This is a genomic window from Solibacillus sp. FSL W7-1472, assembly GCF_037969775.1.
Taxonomy (GTDB): domain Bacteria; phylum Bacillota; class Bacilli; order Bacillales_A; family Planococcaceae; genus Solibacillus; species Solibacillus silvestris.
The window spans coordinates 3,622,260-3,630,000 of sequence record NZ_CP150208.1 but is presented as its reverse complement, the minus strand read 5'-3'; the positions used below and the strand labels follow the sequence as shown (position 1 = coordinate 3,630,000).

The window sequence follows — 7,741 nt, the reverse complement described above, 5'->3', positions numbered from 1 at the left end:
TGATCCGGGGATTTCCGAATGGGGGAACCCACTATCTTTAATCGGATAGTATCTTCACGTGAATTCATAGCGTGTTGAAGACAGACGCAGGGAACTGAAACATCTAAGTACCTGCAGGAACAGAAAGAAAATTCGATTCCCTGAGTAGCGGCGAGCGAAACGGGAAGAGCCCAAACCAAAGAGCTTGCTCTTTGGGGTTGTAGGACACTCTATACGGAGTTACAAAAGAATGAATTAGACGAAGCGACTTGGAAAGGTCCGCGAAACAAGGTAAAAGCCCTGTAGTCAAAAGTTCATTCCCTCCAGAGTGGATCCTGAGTACGGCGGAACACGTGAAATTCCGTCGGAATCCGGGAGGACCATCTCCCAAGGCTAAATACTACCTAGTGACCGATAGTGAACCAGTACCGTGAGGGAAAGGTGAAAAGCACCCCGGAAGGGGAGTGAAATAGATCCTGAAACCGTGTGCCTACAAGTAGTTAGAGCCCGTTAATGGGTGATAGCGTGCCTTTTGTAGAATGAACCGGCGAGTTACGATTACGTGCGAGGTTAAGTTGAGAAGACGGAGCCGCAGCGAAAGCGAGTCTGAATAGGGCGAATTAGTACGTGGTCGTAGACCCGAAACCAGGTGATCTACCCATGTCCAGGGTGAAGGTGAGGTAACACTCACTGGAGGCCCGAACCCACGCACGTTGAAAAGTGCGGGGATGAGGTGTGGGTAGCGGAGAAATTCCAATCGAACCTGGAGATAGCTGGTTCTCTCCGAAATAGCTTTAGGGCTAGCCTCGTGATTGAGAATACCGGAGGTAGAGCACTGTTTGGACTAGGGGGGCATCTCGCTTTACCGAATTCAGACAAACTCCGAATGCCGGATATTTATACACGGGAGTCAGACTGCGAGTGATAAGATCCGTAGTCAAGAGGGAAACAGCCCAGACCACCAGCTAAGGTCCCCAAGTAATCGTTAAGTGGAAAAGGATGTGGCGTTGCTTAGACAACCAGGATGTTGGCTTAGAAGCAGCCATCATTTAAAGAGTGCGTAATAGCTCACTGGTCGAGTGACGCTGCGCCGAAAATGTATCGGGGCTAAACGATTCACCGAAGCTGTGGATGCATACTTTGAGTATGCGTGGTAGGAGAGCGTTCTAACAGCGTTGAAGTCAGACCGGAAGGACTGGTGGAGCGGTTAGAAGTGAGAATGCCGGTATGAGTAGCGAAACATGGGTGAGAATCCCATGCACCGTATGACTAAGGTTTCCTGAGGAAGGCTCGTCCGCTCAGGGTTAGTCGGGACCTAAGCCGAGGCCGATAGGCGTAGGCGATGGACAACAGGTTGATATTCCTGTACCACCTCCTCACCGTTTGAGAAATGGGGGGACGCAGTAGGATAGGGTAAGCACGCCGTTGGTTGCGCGTGTTCAAGCAGTAAGGCGTGTATGTAGGCAAATCCGCATACTTTAACGTTGAGCTGTGATGACGAGCTCGTATGAGCGAAGTTCCTGATTTCACACTGCCAAGAAAAGCCTCTATCGAGGTGAGAGGTGCCCGTACCGCAAACCGACACAGGTAGTCGAGGAGAGAATCCTAAGGTGTGCGAGAGAACTCTCGTTAAGGAACTCGGCAAAATGACCCCGTAACTTCGGGAGAAGGGGTGCTTCTTTGGGTGCATAGCCTAGAGAAGCCGCAGTGAATAGGCCCAGGCGACTGTTTAGCAAAAACACAGGTCTCTGCAAAACCGTAAGGTGACGTATAGGGGCTGACGCCTGCCCGGTGCTGGAAGGTTAAGAGGAGCGGTTAGCGCAAGCGAAGCTGTGAATTGAAGCCCCAGTAAACGGCGGCCGTAACTATAACGGTCCTAAGGTAGCGAAATTCCTTGTCGGGTAAGTTCCGACCCGCACGAAAGGCGTAACGATCTGGGCACTGTCTCAACGAGAGACTCGGTGAAATTATAGTACCTGTGAAGATGCAGGTTACCCGCGACAGGACGGAAAGACCCCGTGGAGCTTTACTGTAGCCTGATATTGAATTTTGGTACAACTTGTACAGGATAGGTAGGAGCCAGAGATCTCGGAGCGCCAGCTTCGAAGGAGGCGTCGGTGGGATACTACCCTGGTTGTATTGAACTTCTAACCCATGCCCCTTAGCGGGGTAGGAGACAGTGTCAGGCGGACAGTTTGACTGGGGCGGTCGCCTCCTAAAGAGTAACGGAGGCGCCCAAAGGTTCCCTCAGAATGGTTGGAAATCATTCGTAGAGTGTAAAGGCATAAGGGAGCTTGACTGCGAGACCTACAAGTCGAGCAGGGTCGAAAGACGGGCTTAGTGATCCGGTGGTTCCGCATGGAAGGGCCATCGCTCAACGGATAAAAGCTACCCCGGGGATAACAGGCTTATCTCCCCCAAGAGTCCACATCGACGGGGAGGTTTGGCACCTCGATGTCGGCTCATCGCATCCTGGGGCTGTAGTCGGTCCCAAGGGTTGGGCTGTTCGCCCATTAAAGCGGTACGCGAGCTGGGTTCAGAACGTCGTGAGACAGTTCGGTCCCTATCCGTCGTGGGCGTAGGAAATTTGAGAGGAGCTGTCCTTAGTACGAGAGGACCGGGATGGACATACCGCTGGTGTACCAGTTGTCTTGCCAAAGGCATCGCTGGGTAGCTATGTATGGACGGGATAAGTGCTGAAAGCATCTAAGCATGAAGCCCCCCTCAAGATGAGATTTCCCATTACGCAAGTAAGTAAGACCCCTGAAAGACGATCAGGTAGATAGGTTCGAGGTGGAAGTGCGGTGACGCATGCAGCTGACGAATACTAATCGGTCGAGGACTTAACCACATTTTATTGCTCAATTCAATGAAACGTTTATCCAGTTTTGAAAGAATGATCTTTCTAAGGGTTTCAAGACACAAGCTAGTCGAGGAAACGACTGAGTGATTGAAGGAGCGTACTTAAGTACGTGACTGAAAGAACGAGGGAAGTTGACGAAGGATAGCGCCGTGAATTGGAAGCCGAAAATAGTGAAGTGATGATGGCAAAGAGGTCACACCCGTTCCCATACCGAACACGGAAGTTAAGCTCTTTAGCGCCGATGGTAGTTGGGGGCTTCCCCCTGTGAGAGTAGGACGTCGCTTCGCACAACGCAAACCCGCTGAGGAATCAGTGGGTTTTTTTGTTTTTTTAAAAACCTCATTTAAATTTATGAGGAGCTCTAACTTGAAAATAAAATGCAGTTTCGTTAAAGTACATACATAGCAAAAGGGAGGAATTGTAATGAAAGCACTTTTTGACAAGTTTAAATTGAATGAACAGGTTGAGTTACGTAATCGTTTAGTAATGGCTCCTATGACAACTTACTCTGCAAATGAAGATGATACAGTTTCCGATGAGGAAATCACATATTATAAAGAACGTGCTGAAGGAGCAGGAATGATCATTACAGCATGCGCATATGTTGCAGCAAACGGAAAAGCATTCCCCGGACAAATCGCCGCTCATGAAGATCGCTATATTCCAAGCTTGCGAAGAATTGCACAGGCTATTCAACAAGGCGGTGCTAAAGCGGTTTTACAAATTCATCATGGAGGCCGACAATCACTACAACATTTAGTACCAAATGGAGATGTTGTTAGTGCAAGTACAGCCGTTACAATTGAGAAAAAAGAAGCACGTGCATTAACTCTTGAAGAAACAAAAGAAATGGTTAAAGCATATGCTGAAGCAACAAGAAGAGCTGTTGAAGCAGGTTTTGACGGCGTTGAAATCCATGGTGCAAATACGTATTTAATTCAACAGTATTTCTCTGCCTTTACAAATAAAAGAACAGATGAATACGGGGGAACATTTGAAAATAGATTGCGTTTCCCATTGGAAGTTGTAGAGGAAGTAATTAAAGTAAAAAACAAATATGCTGATGAAAAATTTATTGTCGGTTACCGTTTCAGCCCGGAAGAGCCTGAAGAAGATGGTATTACGATGGATGATACAGTAAGATTAGTAGACGAATTAGCGAAAACAGCGCTAACATATTTGCATATTTCACTTGGAGATTTTAAATCTGAAACACATCGTTATAAAAACGGCCAACAAAATCGTATTTCTGTAATTCACAGCTTGTTAAATGGCCGTAAACCATTAATTGGTGTAGGTTCAATTTATACTCGTGAAGAAGCAGATCAGGCATTACAGTTAGGAGCAGATTTAGTAGCACTTGGTCGTGCCTTATTAATTGAACCTCATTGGGTGGAAAAGGTACAGAATGGGGAAAGTGTAGTAACAGCTTATGATAAGAAAATCGATACTGTAATTCCAGGTCCTTTAATGGAGAAAATACTGTCAAGACCAGGTTGGATTCCCGGTATATAAGTTAATAAAGGCTAGTTGATGAATACAAGAATTTAAGTTTATTTAAATAAGGAGGATGCGAATACGTTCGTATTCTCCTTTTCATTTTAGTAATGTTTGAACCACTTAATTTCGGGAATGGTTTTATAAGGATAATTGAGGGGGATACAAATGAATAAAAAGGGTTTTTATGTCTTCCTATCTATTTGTCTCGTTATGTTGCTGACAATGCTAATAACAGCTTGTCATGATGAAGTTTTAGAGATAGAAGAAAGCAATACATACGTATGGCAAAAATACATGAATGAAGAAGAGTATAAAGAAGTAAAAGAAGGGATGTCTTATTTAGACGTAGTACGTATTTCCGGGGGTGCCGGTCAGCAAATTAATAACGGTACTTATGAATGGAATGATGAAATTCTTCTGACGAAAGGATATCGCCTAAAATTTGAGGATGATGTATTGGTAAAAAAAGAAATAGTGGAACGCAAAGGAAAATCAAAGCGTTAGTGATTACAGCAAATGAGGTTACATGTATGTATTCTCATAATACTTCTTAACTATCCTATTGTTCCAGATAATGAAAATCAAATAAAGGGAAGTTCAGGAACATTCACTTTTTCTCAGAAAAAAATGAGTGTTTTTCTTTTTTTCACAGCTACTTTATATTAACGTTATTGAGTATGGTCAATATAAAAGTGATACATTTTGAACAATTGCCTCAGTTCAAGTAAACTAGAGATAATGGATTTTTTTGTGGAAGGAAGCAATCAAATGATATTTGAAAAAGATATAAATACGCTGGAAGAAACGCAAGCACTTGCGATGAGACTGGCAGAATTAGTCGAGCCACAATATACGATTACACTTGAAGGTGATTTAGGGGCGGGTAAAACGACATTTACACAGAGCTTTGCAAAAGGGCTTGGCGTAAAAAGAACGGTCAATAGCCCGACATTTACGATTATGAAGCAATATGTAGGACGTATTCCGCTTAATCACCTGGATGTATATCGTCTGGAAGATAGCGATGAAGATTTAGGCTGGGAAGAAATTTTTTATGGGGATGCTGTAACAGTTGTGGAATGGGCACATCTTATTCAGGAAGACTTGCCTGAAGAGCGTTTAGCAATTGAAATTATACGCATCGACGAAACGAAACGTAAATTTGTATTGAAACCGATAGGCGAAAAATATGTTCGTCTTTGTAAGGAGTTATTAAAATGATTTGGTTAGGAATAGAGACAGCAAATGCACCGCTTTCTGTCGCCATAGTACAAGATAATAAAGTAATTGCAGAAGTCGTGCAAAATATAAAATTAACACATTCGGTTGGTGCCATGCCGGCAATTGAAGAAGTAATAAACAAGGCAGGCATTACACCGGTACAGATTGATGCGATTGCCGTTTCTGAAGGTCCCGGCTCTTATACAGGAGTGCGTATTGGTGTCACTCTTGCCAAAACTTTGGCATGGTCACTGCAAAAGCCATTGGTAGGCGTATCAAGCTTGAAAGCATTGGCTGCGAATGCCCGTACTGCTAATTATGCAATCTGTTCATTAATCGATGCTCGTCGTCAAAATGTATATGCCGGAATATATAAAGCAGATACTATGGAACCGATTATTGAAGATCACCATGATCATATAGACGGATTATTACAGAAGCTTCAGCAATTACAACAGCCAATATTCTTTGTCGGAACAGATGTCGATTTATACATGGAAAAAATTCAGCAAGTATTAGGTGATTTTGCTATCCGTGCTCCATTTACGATGGATTTACCGCGTGCGTCCGAATTAATTGCTTTGGCACAACAAATGCCATTACCGACAATTGAGGCTGTTCATGCTTTTGTTCCCCAATATCGCCGTATTGCAGAAGCAGAAGCGAATTGGATAAAGGAACAGAAAAAGGAGCAACTTTAATGGTACGGTATCGCAGAATGACAATAGATGATGTTCAGGCCGTTCATAAAATTGAGCTCGCATCATTTCCTACACCATGGACATTGGATTCGTTTTATTACGAAATGACGGAAAACCAGTATGCACATTATTTAGTCGCTGAAGACGAAACAGGTGAAATTATCGGCTTCTGTGGAATTTGGCTTGTTATTGATGCAGCACAGATTACAAATGTAGCGGTTGTAAAGTCTGTACGTGGTCAAGGCATTGGTGAAACACTTATGCGTGAAGCGATGCGAGTAGCGAAAGAAGCTAATATGGATGTCATGAGTTTAGAAGTACGTGTAACGAATACTGTTGCACAAAATTTATATCGCAAACTTGGTTTCCTAGACGGAGGTCTTCGTAAAGGCTACTATACGGATAACCAGGAAGATGCGTTAGTAATGTGGGTGAATTTATAATGGATAACTATATATTAGCAATTGAGACAAGTTGTGATGAAACAGCAGCGGCCATCATTAAAAATGGCACGGAGATTATTTCGAATGTAGTATCATCGCAAATTGAGAGTCATAAGCGTTTTGGCGGGGTTGTCCCGGAAATCGCATCACGTCATCATGTTGAACAAATGACAATTGTTTTAGAAGAAGCATTAAAACAGGCAAATATGGAACCGAAAGATTTAACCGCTGTTGCCGTAACAGAAGGGCCGGGGTTAGTCGGTGCATTGTTAATCGGTATTAATGCGGCTAAGGCTTTCGCTTTTGTACACGGATTGCCATTGATCGGGACACATCATATTGCCGGGCATATTTATGCGAATAATCTAGTACAGCCAATGGAATTTCCGCTGTTGGCACTCGTTGTATCAGGTGGACATACAGAGCTTGTCCTAATGCGTGAACATGGTTCTTTTGAAGTTATTGGTGAAACGCGTGATGATGCGGCAGGTGAAGCATATGACAAAGTAGCCCGTGTCTTGAATATGCCATATCCAGGTGGTCCTCATATTGATCGTCTTGCCCATGAAGCAACAGAAGCCGTGCCATTCCCTCGTGTATGGTTGGAGGAGGATTCATACGACTTTAGTTTCAGTGGCTTAAAATCTGCAGTGATTAACTATAAACACAATATGGACCAGCGCGGTGAAGAAATTATTGCCGAGCATGTTGCAAAAGGCTTCCAAGACAGTGTAGTGGAAGTATTAACGGGTAAAACAGTACGAGCAGCACGTGAGTTTCAGGTAAAACAAGTAATTGCAGCTGGCGGTGTATCAGCGAATAAAGGATTACGGACAGCATTGGAAAAAGCCTTTAAAGAAGAAGGTATTCCATTTTATGTGCCACCTTTAAAATTATGTACAGATAATGCTGCAATGATTGGTGCAGCTGCGTATGAAATGTATGAAGCAGGGATTCGTGGGAATTTAGCAATGAATGGGCGACCTGGGATGGAGCTCATGAGCTGGAAATAGGGTATAGAAGCATGGTGAAAG

6 protein-coding genes and 2 rRNA genes (1 of these 8 running past the window's edge) are annotated in these 7,741 nt (G+C 43.9%); all 8 read left to right on the top strand.

Going from position 1 to position 7,741, the window contains the following annotated elements; all coding sequences use genetic code 11:
- Positions 1 to 2,830: ribosomal RNA gene (locus MKY07_RS18090) — 23S ribosomal RNA — on the top strand (it extends 99 nt beyond the left edge of the window).
- Positions 2,831 to 3,013: 183 nt separating this feature from the next.
- A 5S ribosomal RNA gene (gene rrf, locus MKY07_RS18085) occupies positions 3,014 to 3,129 on the top strand.
- A gap of 136 nt (positions 3,130 to 3,265) precedes the next feature.
- Positions 3,266 to 4,357 carry an NADH-dependent flavin oxidoreductase gene (locus MKY07_RS18080; RefSeq protein ID WP_339263309.1) on the top strand — a complete coding sequence of 364 codons (1,092 nt, stop codon included), beginning with the start codon at positions 3,266 to 3,268 and terminating at the stop codon, positions 4,355 to 4,357.
- Between the two features lie 150 nt (positions 4,358 to 4,507).
- Positions 4,508 to 4,846: a hypothetical protein gene (locus MKY07_RS18075; protein WP_087618576.1), complete on the top strand. Its 339-nt coding sequence runs from the start codon at positions 4,508 to 4,510 to the stop codon at positions 4,844 to 4,846.
- A 264-nt stretch (positions 4,847 to 5,110) separates the two neighbouring features.
- Positions 5,111 to 5,563, top strand: a complete 453-nt coding sequence (tsaE, locus tag MKY07_RS18070) for a tRNA (adenosine(37)-N6)-threonylcarbamoyltransferase complex ATPase subunit type 1 TsaE (protein ID WP_008408477.1) — start codon at positions 5,111 to 5,113, stop codon at positions 5,561 to 5,563.
- Entirely contained in the window at positions 5,560 to 6,264 is a 705-nt protein-coding gene (tsaB, locus tag MKY07_RS18065) for a tRNA (adenosine(37)-N6)-threonylcarbamoyltransferase complex dimerization subunit type 1 TsaB (RefSeq protein ID WP_014822545.1), read from the top strand. The genes tsaE and tsaB overlap by 4 nt, the downstream gene beginning before the upstream one ends.
- A complete protein-coding gene (gene rimI / locus MKY07_RS18060) occupies positions 6,264 to 6,707 on the top strand; it encodes a ribosomal protein S18-alanine N-acetyltransferase (RefSeq protein WP_008408479.1) in 444 nt (147 codons plus the stop codon). Before tsaB ends, rimI begins: the two co-directional genes overlap by 1 nt.
- Positions 6,707 to 7,720 (top strand): tRNA (adenosine(37)-N6)-threonylcarbamoyltransferase complex transferase subunit TsaD, encoded by a 1,014-nt coding sequence (tsaD, locus tag MKY07_RS18055; RefSeq protein WP_014822546.1) that lies wholly within the window; start codon positions 6,707 to 6,709, stop codon positions 7,718 to 7,720. The genes rimI and tsaD overlap by 1 nt, the downstream gene beginning before the upstream one ends.
- Positions 7,721 to 7,741 lie beyond the last annotated feature (21 nt).